17 protein-coding genes and 3 rRNA genes are annotated in these 24413 nt (G+C 63.5%); 3 read left to right on the top strand and 17 right to left on the bottom strand.

Annotated elements, in window-relative coordinates; translation table 11 throughout:
- Positions 1–676 precede the first annotated feature (676 nt).
- The 11 genes from ACLLJI_RS05735 to ACLLJI_RS05685 all read right to left on the bottom strand — a co-directional run bounded on the left by ACLLJI_RS05735 (position 677) and on the right by ACLLJI_RS05685 (position 15141).
- The gene (locus ACLLJI_RS05735) at positions 677–1168 is read right to left on the bottom strand and encodes a hypothetical protein (protein WP_434618977.1); all 492 of its coding nucleotides are present in this window, start codon (positions 1166–1168) and stop codon (positions 677–679) included.
- 221 nt (positions 1169–1389) lie between these two features.
- Positions 1390–1506 (bottom strand): 5S ribosomal RNA (rrf, locus tag ACLLJI_RS05730).
- Between the two features lie 330 nt (positions 1507–1836).
- A 23S ribosomal RNA gene (locus tag ACLLJI_RS05725) occupies positions 1837–4983 on the bottom strand.
- A 557-nt stretch (positions 4984–5540) separates the two neighbouring features.
- Positions 5541–7065, bottom strand: a 16S ribosomal RNA gene (locus ACLLJI_RS05720).
- Together the 16S, 23S and 5S rRNA genes form the textbook arrangement of a ribosomal RNA operon.
- A 589-nt stretch (positions 7066–7654) precedes the next feature.
- The gene (gene tyrS, locus ACLLJI_RS05715) at positions 7655–8968 is read right to left on the bottom strand and encodes a tyrosine--tRNA ligase (protein WP_434618974.1); all 1314 of its coding nucleotides are present in this window, start codon (positions 8966–8968) and stop codon (positions 7655–7657) included.
- 158 nt (positions 8969–9126) lie between these two features.
- A complete protein-coding gene (locus ACLLJI_RS05710) occupies positions 9127–9348 on the bottom strand; it encodes a hypothetical protein (RefSeq protein ID WP_434618971.1) in 222 nt (73 codons plus the stop codon).
- 222 nt (positions 9349–9570) lie between these two features.
- Positions 9571–11811 carry a HelD family protein gene (locus tag ACLLJI_RS05705; protein ID WP_434618968.1) on the bottom strand — a complete coding sequence of 747 codons (2241 nt, stop codon included), beginning with the start codon at positions 11809–11811 and terminating at the stop codon, positions 9571–9573.
- A gap of 150 nt (positions 11812–11961) precedes the next feature.
- Positions 11962–12468, bottom strand: coding sequence for an adenine phosphoribosyltransferase (locus ACLLJI_RS05700; protein ID WP_434621259.1), 507 nt, complete (start codon positions 12466–12468; stop codon positions 11962–11964).
- 144 nt (positions 12469–12612) lie between these two features.
- Positions 12613–13596, bottom strand: a complete 984-nt coding sequence (locus tag ACLLJI_RS05695; protein ID WP_434618965.1) for an HNH endonuclease — start codon at positions 13594–13596, stop codon at positions 12613–12615.
- Positions 13569–14111, bottom strand: a complete 543-nt coding sequence (locus ACLLJI_RS05690) for a hypothetical protein (RefSeq protein ID WP_434618962.1) — start codon at positions 14109–14111, stop codon at positions 13569–13571. Before ACLLJI_RS05690 ends, ACLLJI_RS05695 begins: the two co-directional genes overlap by 28 nt.
- A gap of 382 nt (positions 14112–14493) precedes the next feature.
- Positions 14494–15141 carry a DNA-3-methyladenine glycosylase gene (locus tag ACLLJI_RS05685; protein WP_283561178.1) on the bottom strand — a complete coding sequence of 216 codons (648 nt, stop codon included), beginning with the start codon at positions 15139–15141 and terminating at the stop codon, positions 14494–14496.
- 107 nt (positions 15142–15248) lie between these two features.
- Here ACLLJI_RS05685 and ACLLJI_RS05680 point away from each other — a divergent pair, with 107 nt between their 5' ends.
- The 3 genes from ACLLJI_RS05680 (at position 15249) to ACLLJI_RS05670 (ending at position 17815) form a co-directional block, all read left to right on the top strand.
- Positions 15249–15548 carry a putative quinol monooxygenase gene (locus ACLLJI_RS05680; protein WP_434618959.1) on the top strand — a complete coding sequence of 100 codons (300 nt, stop codon included), beginning with the start codon at positions 15249–15251 and terminating at the stop codon, positions 15546–15548.
- A gap of 87 nt (positions 15549–15635) precedes the next feature.
- Entirely contained in the window at positions 15636–17321 is a 1686-nt protein-coding gene (locus tag ACLLJI_RS05675; protein WP_434618956.1) for a DNA-3-methyladenine glycosylase 2 family protein, read from the top strand.
- Positions 17318–17815: a methylated-DNA--[protein]-cysteine S-methyltransferase gene (locus tag ACLLJI_RS05670; RefSeq protein ID WP_434618953.1), complete on the top strand. Its 498-nt coding sequence runs from the start codon at positions 17318–17320 to the stop codon at positions 17813–17815. Before ACLLJI_RS05675 ends, ACLLJI_RS05670 begins: the two co-directional genes overlap by 4 nt.
- A 107-nt stretch (positions 17816–17922) precedes the next feature.
- On the opposite strand, the gene ACLLJI_RS05665 is transcribed toward ACLLJI_RS05670, so the two are convergent.
- The 6 genes from ACLLJI_RS05665 to ACLLJI_RS05640 all read right to left on the bottom strand — a co-directional run bounded on the left by ACLLJI_RS05665 (position 17923) and on the right by ACLLJI_RS05640 (position 24410).
- The gene (locus ACLLJI_RS05665) at positions 17923–18711 is read right to left on the bottom strand and encodes a maleylpyruvate isomerase family mycothiol-dependent enzyme (protein ID WP_434618950.1); all 789 of its coding nucleotides are present in this window, start codon (positions 18709–18711) and stop codon (positions 17923–17925) included.
- An 88-nt stretch (positions 18712–18799) separates the two neighbouring features.
- The gene (argH, locus tag ACLLJI_RS05660; RefSeq protein WP_434618947.1) at positions 18800–20260 is read right to left on the bottom strand and encodes an argininosuccinate lyase; all 1461 of its coding nucleotides are present in this window, start codon (positions 20258–20260) and stop codon (positions 18800–18802) included.
- Positions 20261–20262: 2 nt separating this feature from the next.
- Positions 20263–21468 carry an argininosuccinate synthase gene (locus tag ACLLJI_RS05655; RefSeq protein ID WP_283561185.1) on the bottom strand — a complete coding sequence of 402 codons (1206 nt, stop codon included), beginning with the start codon at positions 21466–21468 and terminating at the stop codon, positions 20263–20265.
- 64 nt (positions 21469–21532) lie between these two features.
- Entirely contained in the window at positions 21533–22072 is a 540-nt protein-coding gene (locus tag ACLLJI_RS05650) for an arginine repressor (protein WP_434618944.1), read from the bottom strand.
- Positions 22072–23073 carry an ornithine carbamoyltransferase gene (gene argF / locus ACLLJI_RS05645; protein ID WP_434618941.1) on the bottom strand — a complete coding sequence of 334 codons (1002 nt, stop codon included), beginning with the start codon at positions 23071–23073 and terminating at the stop codon, positions 22072–22074. The genes ACLLJI_RS05650 and argF overlap by 1 nt, the downstream gene beginning before the upstream one ends.
- Entirely contained in the window at positions 23070–24410 is a 1341-nt protein-coding gene (locus ACLLJI_RS05640) for an acetylornithine transaminase (RefSeq protein ID WP_434621256.1), read from the bottom strand. Before ACLLJI_RS05640 ends, argF begins: the two co-directional genes overlap by 4 nt.
- Positions 24411–24413: the final 3 nt, after the last annotated feature.

The following is a 24413-nucleotide window of genomic DNA, read 5'->3' as shown; positions in this document are numbered from 1 at the left end:
TCGCTGCGCGGAGCACGATCCCCGTAAGGCTTCCGCTCACCCTCGCGGGCCGGACGGTCAGTAAAAGGCCGGTCGCTGCGCGGAGCACGATCCCCGTAAGGCTTCCGCTCACCCTCGCGGGCCGGACGGTCAGTAAAAGGCCGGTCGCTGCGCGGAGCACGATCCCCGTAAGGCTTCCGCTCACCCTCGCGGGCCGGACGGTCAGTAAAAGGCCGGTCGCTGCGCGGAGCACGATCCCCGTAAGGCTTCCGCTCACCCTCGCGGGCCGGACGGTCAGTAAAAGGCCGGTCGCTGCGCGGAGCACGATCCCCGTAAGGCTTCCGCTCACCCTCGCGGGCCGGACGGTCAGCGAAAGGCCGGTCATCCCGGGCACGGAATCCGCGGGGCTCGCCGCCCGAGTTACTGGTCCCCCTGAAGGGACCGCCGGTGCCCCGACCGCCGTCGCGACCTTGACTGGGACGGCCTCCGGAATTTCCTCCGCGGTTCCCGTCGCCGGGCCGGCTGCCGGGCGACTTGTCGTTATGTGGCTTGTCACCGCGGTTACCGCCGTTATATTCAGCCATGTCGGACTCCTATGCTCACGAGCTGACCAACTGGCACAGTAACAGCCGCTCTTCACTATTGATCTACAAAAATTACAAAAAAATTCTCTGGGCACGGTGACCCTAGAATCATTCTAGTCGACGTCCTGCGAGCCGCCCATGAACCGTGCGTAGCGGTCCAGGACCTGCGGCCATTCGCGGAACACATCGCCGCCAGGTTGGGCTCCCGACCGCGGCGCCCAACGCTCGTGGACAAGAAGCACCCGCGTGCCGCCATCTCCGTGAGGACGGAAAGAAACGGCTACGTGGTCGGGGTTGAGCGGATCCCCGCCCAGTAGCCACGACAGCAGAAACGACGACGGCGATATCCAGGAGTTGATACGCGCCCAGAGACATTTCTCTCCTTTGGCCGGCTCCTCCACTAAGTCGCCGTCCTCGAAACCCAGATAGGAATCGACGCCGAATTCACTGTAGTCCTCCATGGGCCACCACAGGTGCACATTGTCCGTGAACCCCTCGAAGGCGTCGTGTACACCGGACGGAACGGTCACCTCAGCGGTTATGGTCTGAAGCGAAGCCGGTTCCTGCGAAGGTTCGGGGGCAGCATGGGAAAAGAGCTCTGACATGACTTAAGCCTACTCAACGCGTCCTGGTCCGTTAGGGGTACTGTGTTCATTCGCGGGCGGCCGGCCGATCGGTCGGTGCCGCGGTGGGGGTGTGGACGGTGCCGCTACTGGACAGGCTCCCGCGGGCGGCGGGGGTGGGGCCGGCGAATTTTGGGGGGGTGTTAAATGGTTTGAGCCCCGCACGGTGTGCGGGGCTCTAGCCTTTTTGTTTTCTAAATGGTGTCCGGCGGTGTCCTACTCTCCCACACCCTCTCGAGTGCAGTACCATCGGCGCTGTGGGTCTTAGCTTCCGGGTTCGGAATGGGACCGGGCGTTTCCCCCACGCTATGACCGCCGTAACTCTTTGTCCGCACCGGCACCACCGGGTTTTTGGGTGGGTGCTGGGGGAAATTTGTGGGTTACAACTTCACTTTATGTAGTTATTCACTGTATGTAGTTATTCACTGTATGTAGTTATTCAACTGTATGTAGTTATTCAACTGTGTGTAGTTATCCATGTGGTGTTGGGCATGGGGTGGTTGAGGGTGCAACCAGGACCAACCCGTTCCCCTGTCGTGTGACAGGGGGTGGGGGTTGTTGGTTGGGAACCACATAGTGGACGCAAGCAGCAGATCTTTTTCCCTGACCGTGGTGGTGCAGCGTTTGAAGTCGCTTCACCGGTCAGGGGTGTGGTGTAAGTCATCGGCCTATTAGTACCGGTCAGCTTCACGGGTCTTTAGTCCCCGCTTCCACGTCCGGCCTATCAACCCAGTGGTCTGGCTGGGGGCCTCTCACACACAAAGGTGCATGGAAATCTCATCTCGAAGCGGGCTTCCCGCTTAGATGCTTTCAGCGGTTATCCCATCCGAACGTAGCTAATCAGCGATGCACTTGGCAGTACAACTGACACACCAGAGGTTCGTCCGTCCCGGTCCTCTCGTACTAAGGACAGCCCTTCTCAAATTTCCTGCGCGCGCAGCGGATAGGGACCGAACTGTCTCACGACGTTCTAAACCCAGCTCGCGTACCGCTTTAATGGGCGAACAGCCCAACCCTTGGGACCTACTCCAGCCCCAGGATGCGACGAGCCGACATCGAGGTGCCAAACCATGCCGTCGATATGGACTCTTGGGCAAGATCAGCCTGTTATCCCCGAGGTACCTTTTATCCGTTGAGCGACGGCCATTCCACAATGTGCCGCCGGATCACTAGTCCCGACTTTCGTCCCTGCTCGAGATGTCTCTCTCACAGTCAAGCTCCCTTGTGCACTTACACTCGACACCTGATTGCCAACCAGGCTGAGGGAACCTTTGGGCGCCTCCGTTACTCTTTAGGAGGCAACCGCCCCAGTTAAACTACCCATCAGGCACTGTCCCTGACCCGGATTACGGGCCGAAGTTAGATGTCCAAAGTGACCAGAGTGGTATTTCAACGATGACTCCACCGTAACTGGCGTCACGGCTTCACAGTCTCCCACCTATCCTACACAAGCCACTCCGAACACCAATACCAAACTATAGTAAAGGTCTCGGGGTCTTTCCGTCCTGCTGCGCGTAACGAGCATCTTTACTCGTACTGCAATTTCGCCGAGTTTATGGTTGAGACAGCGGGGAAGTCGTTACTCCATTCGTGCAGGTCGGAACTTACCCGACAAGGAATTTCGCTACCTTAGGATGGTTATAGTTACCACCGCCGTTTACTGGGGCTTAAATTCTCAGCTTCGCCCGCAAGGGCTAACCGGTCCTCTTAACCTTCCAGCACCGGGCAGGAGTCAGTCCGTATACATCGTCTTGCGACTTCGCACGGACCTGTGTTTTTAGTAAACAGTCGCTTCCCCCTGGTCTCTGCGGCCCCGATCCCCTCCGACCAGCACGTGGTCATCAAGGTTGGGGCCCCCCTTCTCCCGAAGTTACGGGGGCATTTTGCCGAGTTCCTTAACCATAATTCTCTCGATCGCCTTAGTATTCTCTACCTGATCACCTGTGTCGGTTTGGGGTACGGGCGGTTAAAACCTCGCGTCGATGCTTTTCTCGGCAGCATAGGATCACCAAATTCCCCCTCACGGGGGTCCCGTCAGATCTCAGACCCGGTATCAAAACCAGGGCCACGGATTTACCTATGACCCGCCCTACATCCTTAGACCGGGACAACCATCGCCCGGCTTGGCTACCTTCCTGCGTCACACCTGTTAATACGCTTACCTCCCGGGATCAGGTCCCGCGGTCCGCAAAAAACCGGACCCGCCACAAGGGCGGACGGTCATGCATCCGGCGGTTAGTATCACCCGATCAGCATTGGCGGTTTTTCACCGGTACGGGAATATCAACCCGTTGTCCATCGACTACGCCTGTCGGCCTCGCCTTAGGTCCCGACTTACCCAGGGCAGATTAGCTTGACCCTGGAACCCTTGATCATCCGGCGGACGGGTTTCTCACCCGTCATTCGCTACTCATGCCTGCATTCTCACTCGTGTAGGCTCCACCACTGGTTTACACCGCGGCTTCACCGCCCACACGACGCTCCCCTACCACTCCGGACGACTGAACCACGAAGGCTTGTCTACTATCCGAAATCCACAACTTCGGCGGTGTACTTGAGCCCCGCTACATTGTCGGCGCGGAATCACTTGACCAGTGAGCTATTACGCACTCTTTTAAGGATGGCTGCTTCTAAGCCAACCTCCTGGTTGTCTTCGCAATCCCACATCCTTTCCCACTTAGCACACGCTTAGGGGCCTTAGTTGGTGGTCTGGGCTGTTTCCCTCTCGACCATGAAGCTTATCCCCCACGGTCTCACTGCTGCGCTCTGACTTACCGGCATTCGGAGTTTGGCTGACGTCAGTAACCTTGTAGGGCCCATTAGCCATCCAGTCGCTCTACCTCCGGCAAGAAACACGCAACGCTGCACCTAAATGCATTTCGGGGAGAACCAGCTATCACGAAGTTTGATTGGCCTTTCACCCCTACCCACAGCTCATCCCCTCCATTTTCAACTGAAGTGGGTTCGGTCCTCCACGACGTCTTACAGTCGCTTCAACCTGGCCATGGGTAGATCACTTCGCTTCGGGTCTAGATCACGCCACTACACTCGCCCTATTCAGACTCGCTTTCGCTACGGCTTCCCCACACGGGTTAACCTCGCGACGTAACACTAACTCGCAGGCTCATTCTTCAAAAGGCACGCCGTCACAAGAATCAGACTCGCTCCGACGGTTTGTAGGCACACGGTTTCAGGTACTGTTTCACTCCCCTCCCGGGGTACTTTTCACCTTTCCCTCACGGTACTTGTCCGCTATCGGTCATTAGGTAGTATTTAGGCTTATCAGGTGGTCCTGACAGATTCGCACGGGATTTCTCGGGCCCCGTACTACTTGGGATACTCTCCAGGCGGTGTCAGAAACATTTCGGTTACGGGGCTCACACCCTCTACGGCCGGCCTTTCAAGACCGTTCACCTATGCCTACACTCTCACCTCCCCAGCCCGGCAGAGCTGGAACGGAAAGTCCCACAACCCCGGCCATGCAACGCCCGCCGGCTATCACACATGACACGGTTTAGCCTGATCCGCGTTCGCTCGCCACTACTGACGGAATCACTGTTGTTTTCTCTTCCTGTGGGTACTGAGATGTTTCACTTCCCCACGTTCCCCCCACACAGCCTATGTGTTCAGCTGCAGGTCACCACGTCACCCCAAAGAGCGCGTGGCGGGGTTTCCCCATTCGGACATCCTCGGATCAGGGTTCGGTTATCAACTCCCCGAGGCTTATCGCAGATTCCTACGTCCTTCTTCGGCTCCTAATGCCAAGGCATTCACCGTGCGCCCTTAAAAACTTGACCACAAAAGATCACAAAACAAAACACATCGAGAGAACCATGAAACCACCACACCACCCCACACCCCGAAAGGCACGAAACGATGCAACAGATCCAGGTTCAAACATTCTCAAAGAAATTGCTTCTTAAGATGCTCGCGTCCACTATGTAGTTCTCAAACAACAACCCCATCACACACCAGCCACCACACCAACGCGCGGAAACCAGCCATGCCCGGGAACACCAGAAACACCAAACCCCCGCAACCCCCTCCACCCACACCAGCAGGCAAAAAAGACCACGGAACCCTGTTGCCTCAGGACCCAACAGTGTGCCAAACGAAACCCACGGAACCACCAACCGCAAAACCATCCTTTCCACACCCGCCGCCACGCCCCCCAAAGGAGAACACAACACACGGGCCGTACTCAAACACCGGCCGGCACCCCACAGGCACCTGTCCTGTCAATATTCCACCCATGAGCACCCACCGCGGAACCTGCGTCCGCGCAACGGGCCTCCTGCAGACCCCCACCACCAACCACCAGGGCCGGGGCAAACGAATCTGAGGCGCTCCTTAGAAAGGAGGTGATCCAGCCGCACCTTCCGGTACGGCTACCTTGTTACGACTTAGTCCCAATCGCCGGTCCCACCTTCGACGGCTCCCCCCCAAAAGGGTTAGGCCACCGGCTTCGGGTGTTACCAACTTTCGTGACTTGACGGGCGGTGTGTACAAGGCCCGGGAACGTATTCACCGCAGCGTTGCTGATCTGCGATTACTAGCGACTCCGACTTCATGGGGTCGAGTTGCAGACCCCAATCCGAACTGAGACCGGCTTTTTGGGATTAGCTCCACCTCACAGTATCGCAACCCTTTGTACCGGCCATTGTAGCATGCGTGAAGCCCAAGACATAAGGGGCATGATGATTTGACGTCGTCCCCACCTTCCTCCGAGTTGACCCCGGCAGTCTCCCATGAGTCCCCGGCATAACCCGCTGGCAACATGGAACGAGGGTTGCGCTCGTTGCGGGACTTAACCCAACATCTCACGACACGAGCTGACGACAACCATGCACCACCTGTAAACCGACCGCAAGCGGGGCGACCATCTCTGGCCGTTTCCGGTTCATGTCAAGCCTTGGTAAGGTTCTTCGCGTTGCATCGAATTAATCCGCATGCTCCGCCGCTTGTGCGGGCCCCCGTCAATTCCTTTGAGTTTTAGCCTTGCGGCCGTACTCCCCAGGCGGGGCACTTAATGCGTTAGCTACGGCGCGGAAAACGTGGAATGTCCCCCACACCTAGTGCCCAACGTTTACGGCATGGACTACCAGGGTATCTAATCCTGTTCGCTCCCCATGCTTTCGCTCCTCAGCGTCAGTTACAGCCCAGAGACCTGCCTTCGCCATCGGTGTTCCTCCTGATATCTGCGCATTTCACCGCTACACCAGGAATTCCAGTCTCCCCTACTGCACTCTAGTCTGCCCGTACCCACCGCAGATCCGGAGTTGAGCCCCGGACTTTCACGGCAGACGCGACAAACCGCCTACGAGCTCTTTACGCCCAATAATTCCGGATAACGCTTGCGCCCTACGTATTACCGCGGCTGCTGGCACGTAGTTAGCCGGCGCTTCTTCTGCAGGTACCGTCACTTACGCTTCTTCCCTACTGAAAGAGGTTTACAACCCGAAGGCATTCATCCCTCACGCGGCGTCGCTGCATCAGGCTTGCGCCCATTGTGCAATATTCCCCACTGCTGCCTCCCGTAGGAGTCTGGGCCGTGTCTCAGTCCCAGTGTGGCCGGTCACCCTCTCAGGCCGGCTACCCGTCGTCGCCTTGGTAAGCCATTACCTCACCAACAAGCTGATAGGCCGCGAGTCCATCCAAAACCAATAAATCTTTCCACCACCCACCATGCGGTGAAGAAGTGAATATCCGGTATTAGACCCCGTTTCCAAGGCTTATCCCAGAGTTAAGGGCAGGTTACTCACGTGTTACTCACCCGTTCGCCACTAATCCCCCCAGCAAGCTGGAGATCATCGTTCGACTTGCATGTGTTAAGCACGCCGCCAGCGTTCATCCTGAGCCAGGATCAAACTCTCCGTTGATGTAAAAACAGACACCACCACAACACCCGGAAAAAGGATGACATGACAGCACTAAATTCGAAACCAGCCAAAAAAGCCACCCACCACCACAAACACGGCAGCAGGCAACAGTCTCAACCAATAAATAAATACCGGTATCAACAAAACTTGGCACACTATTGAGTTCTCAAACAACAGATACATACGAATACTTTAGGTTCCAAATTGATACAATCAATTTATTAGTAGAACCGTATTTCACCGCTGCAATATCTAAAGCTTATTTCATTTTCTTTTCCCTTGTCAAATCCGCTTATTCAATCGCATTCGACCCAGGCTTCTCAAACTCCCCGTCATGAATTGAAGCGCATCCGGCCTCTGCTCATAGAGCACGCACGGAATCGCAACTAATTTTTTTGGGGGTTTGGTCTTCGCTCCAGCGAGTGAACCGGTCATCTTTCAAACGGTTGACTGCGCTCCTCAGCGGGCGACTTAGAAGACATTACACGCACTGTAGGGAACGCGCAAATCAGCCATGTCAGCGTCCCGGACCGCCTGACCGTCGCCGTCGCCGTCGCCGGCGTCGCCGCAGCCGTCGTCGTCGTCGTCGTCAGGGCGTGCGGACCTGGACCATCGCCAGGTTCCGCTTCCCGCGCCGCAGCAGCAGGTAGCTGCCATGCAGCAGTTCAGTCTCGGCAATCACCGCGTCCGGGTCCGTGATTTTGGTGTTGTTCACGTAGGCGCCGCCTTCGGACACTATCCGCCGGGCCGCGGAATTGCTGGCAGACAGCCCCGAAGCCACCAGCAGATTAATGATGCCCAGCCCTTCCCCGTTCACGGAGCCTCGCGGCAGTTCTTTCGTGGCCGCCGCAAGGGTGGCCGCATCCAGGCCGGCAAGTTCCCCTTGCCCAAAGAGCGCGGCCGACGCCGCAATGACCTTTTCGGTCGCCTCGGTCCCATGCACCAAGGAGGTGACGTCGTAGGCCAGCTTCCGCTGGGCCTCCCGAAGGTGCGGGCGCTCGGCAACTGCGCCGGCGAGTTCCTCGATCTCATTCCTGTCCAGGAAGGTAAAGACCTTCAGCCGCGCCACGACGTCGGCGTCGGCCGTGTTCAGCCAGAACTGGTACATCTCGTAGGGGCTGCACATACCGGCGTCGAGCCAGATGGCGTTGCCCTCACTCTTGCCGAACTTCGTGCCGTCGGAATTGGTGATCAGCGGTGTACCGATGGCGTGGGCACCCTTGCCCTCCACCTTGCGGATCAGGTCCGTCCCGCTGGTCAGGTTGCCCCACTGGTCCGAGCCGCCCTGCTGCAGAACGCAGCCGTAACTGCGGTAGAGCTCCAGGAAATCCAGGCCCTGCAGGATCTGGTAGCTGAATTCGGCGTAGCTGATGCCCTCGTCTGAGTCGAGCCGCGAGGCCACGATGTCTTTTTTGATCATGGTGCCCACGCGGTAGTACTTACCGATGTCGCGCAGAAAATCGATCGCGCTCAGCGGCGCCGTCCAGTCCAGGTTGTTCACCATTCTGGCGGGGTTATCTCCCTCGAAGCTGAGGAAGCGCTGCACCTGCGCTTGCAGGGAGCCGACCCATTCGGCCACCGTCTCCTTGGTGTTCATGGTCCGTTCCGCCGTCGGCCGCGGGTCCCCCACGAGTCCGGTGGAACCCCCTACCAGTCCCAGCGGCCTGTGTCCGGCCAGCTGCAGCCGACGCATGGTGAGCAGCTGCACCAAGTTGCCCAGATGGAGGCTGGGGGCGGTCGGGTCGAAGCCGCAGTAATACGTGATCGGATCGCCGGCGAGCAGCGTCTCCAGCTCCGCCTCGTCTGTGGAGACCTGAACCAGGCCGCGCCACTTGAGCTCCTGCCAAATGTTGGCAAAAGTGGGATCGTTGCGCTGGGCTGCGGTTGCTGTTTGTTCTGACACAGTTCAAAATTACCAGCACGACGGCGGATGCCGCGCCTATTGCCCGACGGCGGCGCGGAGGCGGCCGCCACTGACACCGCTATCGCCGGTTCCTGGACGGGGTGCCGAAGTAACTGCGCGGATGACGGGCGGTCAGAGTGTCTGCGTGATCCAGCAGGTCAGCTGGTGCGGTAAAGACAATCCGGCCGCCATCGGTCCCGGGCACCGTGGCCGAGGTCGATATTGCAGTCAACGTGGGCCAGGACGGCCTGATAATGCTCAATGGCCAGGTTGAGCCGCTGCCGCACCGCGCCGGACAGAATGGTCAATGGCTGGCCCAGGCTCAGGCAGCCGAGCCCATGTCGGCCAGCCGGCTCAGGATCGCGTGCGCGGGACGGCATCCGGATCCGGAAGACTCCCGGGCCTCGGTCCCCGGTCCTGCAGCCGGGCGCGGTGGTCGAGGCGCCGCCCGGTCAGCCGTTTGGGAATGTCCAAGGGAGACTTTCTTCAGATTGTTTCCCCGCGCACCGCGGACCTGAATGGCAGGGTGCCTGTCGGCCACGGGAGGCTGAAGAGCGATCTGTTCGGACGGCACGTCAGAACTCCGGACAGACCGGCAGCAGTTAGCCCTCAATCCCGGCCGGAAGCTCCGACGACGTGATCAACCGCAGCCGCTGGGTGGGACGGGTCATCGAGACGTAAAGGTCGCCGACCCTGCCGGCATTGCCGGCAAGCAGCGCCGCGGGCTCAACGATCACGACGCCGTCGAACTCCAGCCCCTTGGCCTCATGCGGGTCCATCACCACGATGTCCTGCTCAATGGAACCGGCGCCGTGCCCGATCCGTCGCCCGTAGACGGCCCTGAGCGCCTCCGCTGTTGCTTTCACCTGGCTGCGCGCCGTGATGACGGCCAGCAGCCCGCCGTCGATCGCCGCCATTTCCGCCGGCAGCACCTCCACCAGCGTGTCCAGCACCTTACCGACCGGGACACGGTCGATCACCGGATCCCAGAGCCCCTCCCGCACGGCCTTGGGTGCGGAGACCTGCTGGCCGGCCGCGTTGGCCATCCGCACAGCGGCTTCGGCGATCTGCAGCGGCGTCCGGTAGTTCACCGTGAGCTCCTCCAACTGCCAGCGGTCCCCCATAAACGGCGCGAGAGCCTGCTGCCAGGAACCGGCGCCGGAGGCGGAACTGGTCTGCGCGATGTCACCGACAATGGTGAAGGATTTGACCGGGCAGCGGCGCACCAACAGCCGCCACTGCATGGCCGACAGCTCCTGCGCCTCATCGACCACGATATGGCCGAACGCCCAGGTCCGGTCCGTCAGTGCCCGTTCCGCCGGAGTCAGCCGGCTGTCCTGGACCGCGTTATGGTCCGCCAGATCCTCCGCCGTGAGGATGCCGTCCACGCCCGAATCCGCCATGGCCTGGGTCATGTTGTCGATGGCACGCTCGGCATTGGCAATGTCCCGGCGCCGCTCGGCCTCCTTGGCGGCCTGGTGACGACCGCCGGTGGCATCCTGCTCGCCGAGCAGCTCGGCTGCCTCATCCAGCAGGGGAACGTCCGCCTCGGTCCAGAGCGCGTCGGCCCCGCGCAGGAGCGCGTCACGCTCCTGGACGCTGAGCATCGGCGCCGCTGCGTCCAGGATGGCCGGCTTACTGAACAGCTCGGCCACCAGCTTCTGCGGCGTCATCGGCATCCAGGCCAGGTTCAGCGCGATGCGCACGTCCCGGGCCTGCCGGACATCCTCCGCGAGATATGCCCGGTCCGCGGTATTGCCGAACCCGGAGGATTCAATGTGCTCGGTCAGCTGTTCGGTCAGCTCGCGCAGCAGAATCCGCACGAACGTCAGTCGGGCTTCGTTGTGCGGCTTCCCGGTGGCCCGGGCCTTGTCCCTGGCGCGCCGGACCTGTCGCTGCGTCAGCAGCAGCGTAGTACCTTCGACGTCGAGCTTGCGGTCTTCGGCTGGAATTCGCTGCCGGTTCGCCACGGCATTGCGGATCACCTCCGCCATCAGGATGCGGCCCTTGATCTCCGCGGCTTCGGGGTCTTCCACGGCGGTGGCCGCGATGCCGGGCATCAGCCGCCCGACACTGGCCATGACGACGCCCGTTTCGCCCAGGGACGGCAGGACGCGCTCGATGTATTTCATGAACGACGACGACGGTCCCACCAGCAGGACGCCAGCGGACTTGAGCCGGTCCCGGTGCGTGTAGAGCAAATAGGCGGCGCGGTGCAGCGCAACCGCTGTCTTCCCCGTGCCCGGGCCGCCCTGCACCACGAGGGCGCCGGAAAGCGGAGCGCGGATAATCCTGTCCTGCTCGGCCTGGATAGTGCCGACTATGTCCGACATCCGCCCGGTCCGCTTGGAATTGAGCGCCGCCAGCAGCGCACCCTCCCCCTGCAGCGAGGCGCCCTCATGAAGCATTTCCTGATCCAACACATCGTCTTCGATGGCCTTGACATTGCGGCCGTTCAGGATCAGGTGCCGACGTCGGCGCACCCCCTGGCGCTCAAAGGCGGTGGCCTGGTAAAAGGTGCCGGCCTCGGGCGCCCGCCAGTCCACCATCAGTTGGCGGAGATCGTCGGTGGACAGGCCGATGCGGCCGATGTACCGCGTTTCCCCGGAGTCCAGATCAAGCCGGCCGAATGCGAGCTTGTCATCCACGGCATTCAGCTGCGCCAGGCGGTTCTCATAGAGCGAAGCAAAGGCGTCCCGCTCCGAGCGCATCTGGTGCGTTCCCATGGCCGTGGTACGCCGGACCTGCTCCAGCTGTTGTAGTTTCTCCTGTCGGAGCTCATCCAAGCGGGCGTAAAGCCCCGCTACGTACTCCCGCTCATGGGCGAGTTCAGCATCAAGCATTGCGGCGATCCCTTTCGCAAAAGGCAGACCGTCCATTCTACCGGTATTTCCCTGAACGCATATGAAGCACGTCATAGAACCGGTTGCCGGATCATATTGGACGTGACGCGGACGCTGAACAGCGGATAGCCGCTGCTGGCTGCGGCCTCCTTAGAGGCGCATCAGCGAGCGCACCCGGTGACCGGCCAACGCCGCGCGGCCGCGTAGTTCACCGAGTTCAAGCACGACGCCGAAACCGGCCACGTGCACGTTTGCCCGCTCAAAGAGCCGAGCCGCCGCGGAAAGGGTTCCGCCGGTGGCCAGCACGTCGTCCAGGATCAGCACGCGGCTGCCCGCAGGGACGTCCCCTTTATGGAGTTCCAATGCAGCGCGGCCGTACTCCAGGGAATAATCCTCCCGGTAGACCTCGCGAGGCAGCTTGCCGGCCTTGCGCACCGTGATCACGCCGGTCCCGGTGGCATAGGCGGCCGCGGCCGCGAGCAGGAACCCGCGGGCCTCAATCCCGGCGACGGCGTCGAACCGGCCGGCGAAGGGTTCAACCAGAGCGCCGACCACCGCATGCAGCGCCAGTCCGTCGGCAAAGACCGGGGTCAGATCCTTGAAGGAAATCCCCCGCTCCGGATAATCCGGCACCGTCTTGGTCAGCCGGGAGATGATCGCTTCCACGCTTTCGCGGGGTGGTGTCGAGCGCGGGGCGATGCCCGGAGTTGCTCACGGGGCGGGGAAATCGGAAGCAGCAGAAGTCACGTCTCCACGGTACCCGCATCACCGGTAACCTCGGTCATGGGTCCCGCCGAGCGCTCAGTGCTGATCAGACGGGCGGTACTGTCCAGCACGTCGTACACGAAACATCCTTTTTCGCCGTTCCAACAGGAGACGCCCTAGCTCCGAACGATCCGTCCCGGGGAGCGCTGGGGCGGTGGAGGTGTAGATATTGCCGAGGGGTGTGCTGGTTTGCACGGTGTGCCGGGTGCCACGAGGGGATCGGTGGGATGCGGCTCTCGGTTTTGTTTTCCTGGCTCCTGATGGTGGCTCGGGGCGGGGTGTGGAGGACCAGCCGGGCGTTTCTTTCCGAAGATTGCAGTGTTGACACAATTCCTGTCCGTTAAGTCCGCTGGTCTGACCTCCGCCCTCGCCTTTGTGTCTATCCCGGTACGGGATGACGTGATCTATGTGTCTGATGGGTGCATCGCACCAAGGGGTCCGGCAGGTCTGATCCCTGGCGATGATGAATCTTCGTAGTCCGGGTGGGAAGAGCCTGCCTTTGGAGTCCATCCCGACGAGTTGCCCGGCACCGGGAGCGGTGTAGAGCCGGCGGATCCAGACCCGGAACGCCGGATCTCCCATCGCCGTGGCGATACCGGCACCAGTACCAGCACCAGCGCTTGGCCCCGCCCCGGGGTTCGCCGTGGCGGCGTGTGCCCCGGTTTCCCCGTGCCGGATGAGGTCTCGGGCCCATTGTGCGGGGACCGTTCCATAGCCGGTGAGGTGGGCCGGTTCGCTGTCTCCTTGGAGCAGGGTGCGGTCAGTCACGACGAGCTGGATCTCCACCCCCGTGATTCCGCCGGGGGTGCCGGTGATGTGCTGGACGAGGGTGTCGGCCATGATTTGTCCCCTGCCTCGGTGGTCGCCGGCGGCGCGGAGGGAATCGGCTTCCCGGGACAGGGCGGCGTAGGCGGAGACGCCTTGGGCGACGGGGAGGAGGGCGGTGAGGTTGACCATGGTGTCCGGGGCCGGCCGGCAACTGACGTGCCGGTCTATCTCGGCTTTCGCGTTCCGGGCCATGGCGGCGTGCGATCAAGCCGGTACGCGACCCGTTTGGTTGCTGCGCTGATCTGTCCGTCACCCATGCCGTCCATCGCACCCGTGTCGTGGGCGAGTTCGGTGTCCACGGCACGGCGGTCATCGAGGCTGAGGAATGCGGTCTCCTGCACTATGAGGGTGGCCCGGTACTCGTTCAATTTTCCGGTGGCCAGGGCGGTGAGGGTGTGCGGCATCTCCGCCACGAGTACCTTCGCCATTCCCAGGAGCTGATTCCCCTTGTGCGGGGACTGGCGGCGGGCCAAGGCTATCTGGTCCCCGATGTTCTTCCCCAGTTTCTCCGCAGCGATCCCGGCGTTTTCCTGGGCTCGGCGCTGGGAGGCATCAAACGCCGCCGCGTCCCGGGCCTGCGAGGCACAGAGAGCTGATTTCAGTTCTTCTTTCGCCCGCAGCAGCCCGATCCGTTCCGCGTCATCAGAGTCCTCTGGATTGATTCCAGCCAGAGTGGTGATCCAGCCCCGGATCACCGCCTCATTCACCCGGAGGGCGTTATCTTCCGTAGCGGCAGCGGTCGAGGCGGATGGTACCGGCGAAGCGTGATTCGTTTCGCTGCTTCTGTCACCCGTTCCACCATCATCGAACATGTGTTCTAGTCTAGCATGATAAACTAGAAAATAAATGGTATATTTTGGGTTGGAGGTGGCCTTTTGGCGGTGCTTGGTGACGTTGGTCGGGGTCACCGCGCGGCAGCGGGTGGCCACAGCCGGCCACTGAGCAGCGTGACCGGCTGTGGCCGAACACCGAACACCGAACACCGAAAAATGTGGCCGGCCTTGAACGAGCACCGTATGGTCGGACGTCGTTGGTCGAGCTGGGAGACCGTACAACTAGGGCGACCGTGCAACTAGGAAGACCGTGCAACTAGGAAACAGCGGGACGTTTTCGCACTACAGCGGGCTTGTAGCGGGAAACGGTCGGGTCTGCGGCAATCCAGTACCGCCACGGGTAACTGGCCGATCCCCCAGGTCCGCCCAATCCGACGCGTGGACCGGTGAGAATGTCATCCGGTGCCAGCGCCGAAGCCAGTTCCACGCTGAAATCCCCGCCCAGCGCCCAGGCCCCGTTGTGTTCCCTGCCCATGGCCAATGCCGTTGCCAGCCGGGCCGGGCCCTGCGCCAGCTCTTTGTCCCTGCGGGCAGCAGGTCGGCGGGCACGGGCAATGCCGATGCCTTCCACCACTTCCCCCGCCCGCAGCAGGCAACCCGAGGATGTGCCCGCCGGGGAGCAGACGAGGTTGGCGCAGTAATGCATGCCGTAGGTGAAATAGACGTAAAAGTGTCCGGCCGGGCCGAACATAGTGGTGTTGCGCGGCGTTTTCCCGCGGTAGCTGTGCGAGCCGGGATCCGGCGCGGCGGAGTCGGCGGGTCCCATGTACGCCTCCACCTCTGTCAGGCGCACAGCTACCGTGCCATCGGCGCTGCGATGCCGGACGACGGCGCCGAGCAGGCGGGGCGCGACAACGACGGAGGGCTGCTGGAGCAGTTCCAGCAGATCGGATTCGGCAGCCATGGCAAAACCGTAGCAGTCGCCTGCTCGACGGCACGATTCGAATCCGGCGGCCCATACCCGGGTAGGATGCCGACTATCCAAGGAAACATCAGCACAAGGGAGTCGCCATGGCATTTGGTTATATCGGCTCAATGAGGACCAAGCCCGGGCGCCGGAATGAAGTCGTCGGCATTCTGCTCAACGGCACCGACGGTTTGCGCGCTGCAGGCTGCCAGGCATACGTCGTCGGGCTCTCCGATAGCGACGAGGACGTGATCTGGGTGAGCGAAGTGTGGGACACCAAGGAGCAGCACCACAATTCCCTGCAGCTGGCCGCAGCCAAGGCAGCTATTGGCAGGGCCATGCCGATGCTGACCGGTGAATTCACGTCCCAGGGGATGACTGTGGCCGGCGGCGTGGGCCTGTAACCACAGGAAGGCGCCCCGCATAAGACGCACCATCGCCATGTCTGATTTCCGCTAGCAGACCCCGCCAACGCCTGCGAACATGGAGTCATGGACTTTTCGCAACGGTACCGGGTGATTGAATCCAAGGACGCCCGCTTCGACGGGCAGTTCTTCACCGCGGTGCGCACCACCGGCATCTATTGCCGCCCGTCGTGCCCCGCCAGGACCCCGAAGCCCGCCAACGTTTCTTTCTTCCAAACGTCGGCCGCGGCCCACGACGCCGGGTACCGCGCCTGCAAACGGTGCCTGCCGGAAGCAGTTCCCGGTAGTCCGGATTGGAACGTCCGTTCCGACGTCGCCGCCCGCGCCATGCGGTTAATCGCCGACGGCGTCATGGACCGCGGCGGCGTGACGGAACTTTCCGCCCGGCTTGGCTATTCCAGCCGCCAGCTCAACAGGATCGTGACCGCCGAACTGGGTGCCGGTCCACTGGCTCTGGCACGGGCCAGCCGCGCTCAGACCGCCCGCACCCTTCTGACCGCAACGAACATCAAGTCAGCCGATATCGCATTCGCCGCGGGATTCAACAGCATCCGTCAGTTTAATGAAACCGTGGCCGAGGTATTTTCCATGACTCCAACCGCATTGCGCACACGAGGCCAACGCCGGCATCAGCACTCGCATTCCGCGGTCTCGGCTGCCGGATCTCGGGCTGGCAGGACCCGGGCTGCTGGGACGTTGGCTGCCAGCACCTTGGCCGGCGCCACCTCACCTTCCGGCCTAGGGGCAGCCGGGGATTCCGAAGTTGCCGGATCGCCACGGGGCACGCCGGCTGAGCTATCGTTGACGCTGCCTTTCCGGAAGCCCTTCGATCCGGGAATCTTCGCCTTCCTGGCTGCCCGCGCCGTGGCAGGTGTGGAGGGAGGGGTCGCCAACCGGTACGCACGCGCCTTAGCTCTCCCGTGCGGGCACGGTTGTTTTGAGCTGCGCTGGACGGGAGCCGCGCTGGAGCTCACCGCCCGGTTGGAGGATCTGCGTGACCTTCCGGCCCTGCTCAGCCGGGTGCGCCGGCTCTTCGACCTCGATGCGGACCCCGTCGGCATCGATGCCGTGCTGAGCGCGGACCCCGCCATGGCACGCCGTGTCACGCTGGTTCCCGGCATTCGTCTGCCGGGTGCTTTGGATGCCGGCGAAATTCTCATCCGGGCCATGATCGGCCAGCAGATCACCGTGGCGGCCGCGCGCACCGCGCTCAACCAACTGGCCGCCGTCGGACTTCCCAGCCGGACGCCGTCGGGCACGTTGGTACGGCATTTCCCGACGCCGGCGCTAATTGCCGAACACGGACCTGGAATTCTGCGTGGGCCGCGCAGACGGATCGAATCGGTCTGCGCCGTCGCCGGATTGCTCGCCAGCGGTGAGCTCGTTCTCGGCATCGAAGATGACCTTTCGGCGCTGACCGCGAAGCTGCTGCCGTTGCCGGGAATCGGTCCGTGGACGGTCGGATACGTTGCGATGCGGGTGCTCGGGGCGCCGGACGTTTTTCTGACCAGCGACGCGGCAGTCCGCAACGGCTTCGCCAGGCTCAACGAAAGACCCGAGGGCACTCACCGGTCTGAGGGGAGGGGCGCGGCCAGCTCCTGGACCGGCGCACTGTCCCTCACCCACTATGCCGCCCGGTTCAGTCCGTGGCGCTCCTACGCCACCATGCATCTGTGGCGCGCCGCCTCCTCCAAAGCAGCGGCGGCCACCATAGCTCCACAAACCACATCCCATGAGAAAGCATCGCAATGATCGCCGAGACCCTGACCATGAATACGCCGGACGGACCCTTCACTGTCATTTCCGCCGACGGGGCCGTGCTGGCCTCCGGTTGGACCGCCGAGCTGGACGAGCTCACGGGCCAGATCCATCCGACGCTGCGCCCCGCCGGCTACACCGCCGTGCGGTCGCTCGGGTCCATCTCCGACGCCGTCGCCGCCTATTACGACGGACGGCCCGAGGACATCATGGATATCACGGTGCTGCAGAAATCCGGGCCATTCCGGGCCCACGCCTGGGATGTGCTGCGCACGGTCTCCCCCGGGAAACCCGTCACGTATACCGAATACGCGCTGCTGGCGGGAAACCCCGCCGCGGTGCGGGCCGCGGCAAGCGCCTGCGCCTTCAACGCCGCGGCACTCTTTGTGCCTTGCCACCGGGTGGTCCGGACCGACGGGACGTTGGGCGGCTTCCGCTGGGGGCTGCAGATAAAGGGACGCCTGCTGGCCCGCGAAGCCGTGGCCTGATCGGCCGTCAGGCGGCGCGGCATCTACTGCGCCGGGTGACGTTGACCGCCCCCGCGGATCGATCGGTGGGCCGGATTGGAGGACAAAGTCGGTGACGTTGCGGGCGGCTATTTGGGCGCGACGCCGGACGGCCATGGGAGCAGTTCTGGGAGGTCGACGGCGTCTGCCGCGGCTTCGGCGCGCAGGCTGCCCAGACTCGGTGTCCGGCCGGCGAGCCACGCGGCGAGATCCGTCAACATCCCGCTGACCGACACGGAGCTTCCGCCGCTGTCTTTGTTTTCCAGCGTCAGCGCGGGCAGCCCGAGCGGCTGAAGTTTCAGCCGCAGGCCCGCAGGAACCCGGGGCTGGAGGAAGCCGAATAGGTGGCTGCAGAATTCGCCCGACCAGGTTTCCGGGCCCCGACCCACCTCCAAATCGGACAGGTGGATCACCAGCTCCCGCCAGAGAGCCAGCCCGCCGTCATAAACAACGCCGTTTCGGTAGGTGATCGGCAGCTGCCAGCCCGCCTCATCGAGACCGCGCAGATCCGTCAGGACCCGGTTCAGCGCGCCCTGCAGCGCGGCGAGGTGTTCCGCGGCCGTGTTGCCCGCAGCGACCTCGATCGAGCGTGTTCTGCCCTCAAACCCGCCGTCGTAGAATTCGATACTTTCACCTTGGGCGGCATATTCGCACTGGCGCGCCACGGCATTGGCGACCCCCCTCAAATGGGCCAGCACGTGGCCGCGGGTCCAGCCCGGGAGCGCGGAGGGAGCGTGGATCTCGTTCTCCGTCAGCGCGGTGGTTTGGGCCAGCAGGATCTCTGCAGCGGCGTCGAGATCGGCCAGCAATTCGTCAGTCGAAATCCTGGCGCTGGAAGGCCGTCTCGTGAACGGTTCGGTGGAGGAAGGCTCAGTCATGGAGACAGCCTAGCGGAGACAACCCAGCGCCGGTCGGTGGGGTAACGGGGGCGCCCGCCAGCAAACCGCAACCACCACCGCCAAACGTTCATCGGTGTAGGAAGGTACGCGCCTGAGCGAGCTGGAGCTGGAGGGCATCGAGCTGGGCAAGGACGGCCGACGGCGCCGTGCCGCCTTGCGCGCTGCGGCTGTTCAGCGACCCTTCCGTGCTCAGGACGGTGCGCACCTCGGGAGTGAGCTGCGCCGAAATCCCGGCGTACTCCCCGTCAGTCAGATCCCACAGCTCGACACCGCGGGCCTCCGCCAGTTTGACCGCCGACCCGGACAGCTCGTGAGCTTCCCGGAACGGCACGCCCTGGCGGACTAGCCATTCCGCGATGTCAGTGGCCAGGGCGAACCCCTGCGGAGCCAAGGACTGCATCCGCTCGGTGTTGAACACCAGGGTGGCGATCATGCCGGAGACGGCCGGCAGCAGCAGTTCGAGGGTATCCGCCGCGTCGAAGACCGGTTCCTTATCCTCCTGCAGGTCCCGGTTGTAGGCCAGCGGCAGGCCCTTGAGCGTGGCGAGCAGCCCGGTCAGATCACCGATCAGCCGGCCGGCCTTGCCCCGGGCCAGCTCGGCGACGTCCGGATTCTTCTTCTGCGGCATGATCGAGGAGCCGGTTGAATAGGAATCGTCGAGGGCGACGAAGGAGAATTCCTTGGTGGCCCAGAGGATGACCTCCTCGCTGATCCGGGACAAATCCACCCCGATCATGGCGGCAATCCAGGAGAATTCGGCGAAGACATCGCGGGAGGCGGTGCCGTCGATCGAATTCCAGGTGGCAGAATCAAAGCCCAGTTCCGCAGCCACGGCATTGGGATCCAGGCCCAACGATGAACCCGCCAGCGCACCTGATCCATAGGGCGACACTGCCGCGCGCTTGTCCCAGTCCTGCAGTCGCTGGACGTCACGCAGCAAGGCCCAGGCATGGGCCAGCAGGTGATGGCCCAGCAGCACCGGCTGGGCGTGCTGCAGGTGGGTGCGGCCGGGCATGGCCACGCCATGGTGCGCCTTCGCCTGGCCGACTAGGGCATCCACCACGGAAAGCACGCCTCCGGCGACGATCCGCGCATGGTCGCGCAGGTACATCCGGCCCAGCGTGGCAATCTGGTCATTGCGCGAGCGACCGGCACGGAGTTTGCCGCCCAGCTGGACCCCTGCGCGTGCAATCAGTCCGCGTTCCAGCGAACCGTGGACATCCTCGTCGGACTCCGCCGCCGTGTAGGCCCCGGATTCCACGTCCGCGCCCAGCTCGGACAGTGCGTCGAGCATGCCGGCCAGCTCGCCGCCGTCGAGCAGTCCGGCCTGGTGCAGCACGCGGGCGTGTGCCTTGGAGCCGGCAATGTCGTACAGTGCCAGCCGCCAGTCAAAGTGCGTGGACTTGCTCAGCGCCGCCAGGGCGTCCGCCGGTGCGCCGGCGAACCGGGCACCCCAGAGCGCACCCGTGTTGGTCCCCGAGCGCTCCCCACCCTCGCTCTGTCCGGCCGACGGGTTCGGGTCAACCACCGCTACTGCCCGGCCACGCGCTGGTCGCGGGAGGACGCGACCTTGGAGGACATGCCCCAGAGCTCGATGAAGCCCTTGGCCTGGGACTGATCGAAGGTGTCCCCGGTGTCGTAGGTCGCGAGGTTGAAGTCGTACAGCGAGGTCCCGGAACGGCGTCCATCCACCACAGCCGCGCCGCCATGCAGGGTCATTCGGATGTCCCCGGTGACGTACCGCTGGGTGTCCTCGATGAAAGTGTCCAGGGAACGCTTCAGCGGGGAAAACCACTGGCCGTCATAGACAAGTTCGCTCCAGCGCTGGCCCACGGTGGCCTTGAAACGGGCCTGCTCGCGCTCGACGGTGATGTCCTCCAGGTGCTTGTGCGCGGTGATCAGCGCCATGGCGCCGGGGGCTTCGTAGATTTCGCGGCTCTTGATGCCCACCAGCCGGTCTTCGACGACGTCGATCCGGCCCACGCCCTGCGCACCGGCGCGGCGGTTCAGTTCCTGGATGACCGCCAGTGCGGAGAGCTTGACGCCGTCGACCGCCACGGGCACACCGCGCTCGAAGGAAATGATGACCTCGTCCGGTGCCGGCGGGAATTCCGGCGTGGCCGTGTAGTCATAAATATCCTTGGTGGGACCGTTCCAGATGTCTTCCAGGTAGCCGGTTTCCACGGCCCGGCCCCAGACGTTCTGATCGATCGAATACGGGTTCTTCTTGGTCGTCTCGATCGGCAGGCCCTTGTCCTCGGCGAACGCGATCGCCTTGTCGCGGGTCAGGGCCAGGTCGCGGACGGGCGCGATGCATTTGAGGTCCGGGCCCAGGGTCTGGATACCCACCTCGAAGCGGACCTGGTCATTGCCCTTGCCCGTGCAGCCATGGGCCACGGTGGTGGCACCGAATTCACGGGCGGCCTTGACCAGGTGCTTGACGATGACGGGACGCGAAATGGCAGACACCAGCGGGTAGTGCCCCTGGTACAAGCCGTTGGCCTTCAACGTCGGGACGCAGTAATCGTCGGCAAATTCCTCGCGTGCGTCGGCGACGTAGGCCTCAACGGCGCCACAGCCGAGGGCGCGCTGGCGGATGGTCTCCAGCGATTCACCGCCCTGCCCGACGTCAACGGCGACGGCGATCACCTCGGCACCGGTGGCTTCGCCGATCCAGCCGATGGCAACGGAAGTATCCAGGCCACCGGAGTAGGCCAAAACAATGCGGTCAGTCACTACATGCTCCTCAATTGGGTGTCATTCATCTTGAAACTACGTTAAAGGCTCCGGCGCTGGCGGGCTACCAGTTCGCCGATGGCTCGGCCGCGAACTGCAGGAAACGCCCGGCAACGTCGGCCCCGCCCTGCGGGTCACGGGTGATCAGCATTACCGTGTCGTCGCCGGCGATGCTGCCCAGTACGGTGGGCATCACCGAATGATCGATCGCCAGGGCCAGAAAATTCGCCGCCCCCGGTGGGGTCCGCAGCACCACAATGTTCGCCGACGCCTCGGCCGTGACGAGAAGTTCGGCGCACAGCCTGGTCAGCCGAGCGTCCAGCAGCTCCTGCGAAACGGCCGAATGCGGGGTTCGGTCGCCGCCTTCCCGCGGCAGTGCATACACCAGGGTGCCGCCTTCACCCCGGACCCGGACGGCCCCGAGCTCCACAAGATCCCGCGACAGCGTTGCCTGTCCCACGACGAGTCCGTCATCGGCCAGCAGTGCCGCGAGCTCCGCCTGTGACCGCACGGGTCGGCTCGTCAGCAGGGCAACGATGCGGCCCCGTCTGGCGGTTTTAGTGGCCGGCATCCCGGCAGCGGGACCGGCGGGGGCGGCGCTCATCAGGCCGGCGCCCCGCCGGCTGCGGCCTTCTCCGCCCCGGTGACCGGAGCGTCATTGTCCTGACGCGCGGACTGTTCCACGAGCCAGACCATCAGCGCCTTCTGCGCGTGCAGCCGGTTCTCGGCCTCGTCCCAGACCACGGACTGCGGCCCGTCGATGGCATTGGCGGAGATTTCGTAGCCGCGGTACGCGGGCAGGCAGTGCAGGACGACTGCGTCGGGCGCCGCCTTGGCGAGCGCGTCGTCGTCGAGCGCGTAGTCCTTGAACAGCTCCTGCCGCGCGGCTTTCTGGTCTTCCTGCCCCATCGAAACCCAAGTGTCCGTGGCCAGCACGTCGGCGCCGGCGCAGGCCGCCGCGGCATCCGTGGTGACCAGCACCGAGCCGCCGGTCTCCGCGGCCCGGGCCTCCGCTGCCGCGACGACGGCGGAATCGGGCAGGTACCCTTCCGGGCCGGCAATGCGCACGTGCATGCCCGCGGTGACGCAAGCCAGCAGGTAGGAATTGGCCATGTTGTTGGCCGCATCCCCCAGGTAGGTTAGGGTCAGGCCGCGCAGTGCTCCTTTGTGCTCCTGGATCGTGAGCAGATCCGCCAGCAGCTGGCACGGATGGTACTCATCGGACAGCGCATTGATCACCGGCACCGAGGAATTGGCTGCCATTTCCTCCAGCCCGGACTGCGCATAAGTGCGCCAGACGATGCCGGCAACCATCCGTTCGAGGACCTTGGCGGTGTCGGCGATGGATTCCTTGTGTCCCAGCTGCGAATCCCCCGCGCCGATGATCAGCGGCACCCCGCCGAGATCCGCAATGCCGGTGGCGAAGGAAACCCGGGTGCGCGTGGAGGTCTTGTCAAAGATCACGGCGACGGTTTTGCGCCCCGCGCCCGAGCCGGCGAAGGTGCTGCGGGAATAGGGTTCCTTTTTCAGCGCGGCGGCCAGGGCCAGGACCTCGCCCTGTTCGGCCGGCGACAGATCCGTGTCGACGAGAAAATGGCGTGTCATGATGGTTCTCCCTTAGTGCTGATGCCGGTGCTGCTGATGCTGCGTGCCGCGGCGGCGAGAATGGCGGGCAGCGCGGTCAGGAACCGCCGGACCTGGGAATCGGTCAGAATGAGCGGCGGCGCCAGCCGGATGGTCGCGGGGCGGGGCGCGTTGATGATGAAGCCGGCGTCCAGGGCCAACCGAACCACCTCCGCCGCCATCGGGCGTCCGAGATCGAAGCCAATCAGCAGGCCATGCGCCCGGACCTCGGTGACACCCTCGATGGCGGCCAGGCCAGCCGCGAGCGCAGCCCCCACCCGGCGGACATTGCCGAGCACATCACTGGACTCGATCACATGCAAGGTGGCGAGCGCGGCGGCGGTGGCGACGGGATTGCCGCCGAACGTGGTGCCATGTTGGCCGGCGGAAAGCAGCTCCGAGGGCCCGGTGCCGATGGTGATCAGCGCCCCAATCGGGAACCCCCCGCCCAGGCCCTTGGCCAGGGTGACGGCGTCCGGCAGGTCCACCGCGTCGGCGCCCGGCCCGCCGTCATTCCCGGCAGCTCCCGGGATCCCCGCGAACCACTCACCGGTACGGCCGATGCCGGTCTGGACCTCATCCAGGATCAGCAGGGCTCCAGCGGCGCGGGTGAGTTCCCGCGCGGCCTGCAGATATTCGGCCGAGAGCGGGCGCACACCCGCCTCCCCCTGGATGGGTTCGAGGATGACCGCGGCCACGGTTTCGTCGACGGCGTCGCGTAGGGCGGCAATGTCGTTGAAGGGAATGTGCAGCACCCCGGCCGGCATCGGCTCAAAGGGTTCGCGGTATGCATACTTGGCGGTCATGGCAAGTGCACCCATGGTCCGGCCGTGGAAGGCCCCTTCGAGGGCAATAATCACGCTCCGTGCGGGACCCCCCGGCTGACTATGGGCCTTTCCATGGGCGCGCGCCAGCTTGAAGGCCGCCTCGTTGGCCTCCGTCCCGGAGTTGGCAAAGAACACCTTGGACCCCTCCGGTGCACCGCAGAGCCCGAGCAGCTTCTCGGCCAGGGCGATCTGCGTTGGGCTGGTGAAGAAGTTGGAGACGTGCCCCAGTGTGGCCAGCTGGCTGGCCACCACGGACGTCACGAACGGGTGGGCGTGACCAAGCGCATTGACGGCGATGCCGCCCAGCAGGTCCAGATATTCATTGCCGTCCACGTCCCAAACCACCGCCCCGTTACCGCGCACCAGGACCCGCTGAGGAGTGCCGAAGACGCCCATCAGGGAGTGCGAATACCGCGCGAGCCAGGCGTCCCCGCCGGCGCCTGTCCCGACTGGGCCTGCCATGCCGGGGCTTGCCATGCCGGGGCCTGCCATGCC

It is taken from the genome of Arthrobacter sp. A5, from assembly GCF_051131705.1.
Classification (GTDB): domain Bacteria; phylum Actinomycetota; class Actinomycetes; order Actinomycetales; family Micrococcaceae; genus Arthrobacter_M.
The sequence above is the reverse complement of the archived record's forward strand: the minus strand, read 5'-3'. Positions and strand labels throughout refer to the sequence as shown.